Raw genomic sequence first — 241 nt, 5'->3', positions numbered from 1 at the left:
GACCCTGGTCGATCCGAACACTCACATCCCGGCGCTGGTGGCCGTGCTCACCGGCATCACCGACCAGCTGGTCGCCGACGCCCCCAGACTGCCCGAAGTGCTGCCGTCCTTCCTCGAATTCGCCGCCGGCTGCGTGCTGGTCGCCCACAACGCCGGCTTCGACACCGGGTTCCTCAAGCGAGGCTGCGCCGCACACGGGTATCCGTGGCCCAACCCCGAGGTGCTCGACACCGTGGCGCTC

At 69.7% G+C, this 241-nt stretch carries 1 protein-coding gene; it reads left to right on the top strand.

Annotated features, from left to right (window positions below; genetic code table 11):
- The coding region (locus BN358_RS23385; protein WP_255346891.1) for an exonuclease domain-containing protein at positions 1-241 on the top strand (241 nt) is incomplete at both ends.

This window comes from Sedimentibacter sp. B4, from assembly GCF_000309315.1.
Taxonomy (GTDB): Bacteria; Bacillota; Clostridia; order Tissierellales; family Sedimentibacteraceae; genus Sedimentibacter; species Sedimentibacter saalensis.
This window is presented reverse-complemented; position numbering and strand designations above follow the sequence as displayed.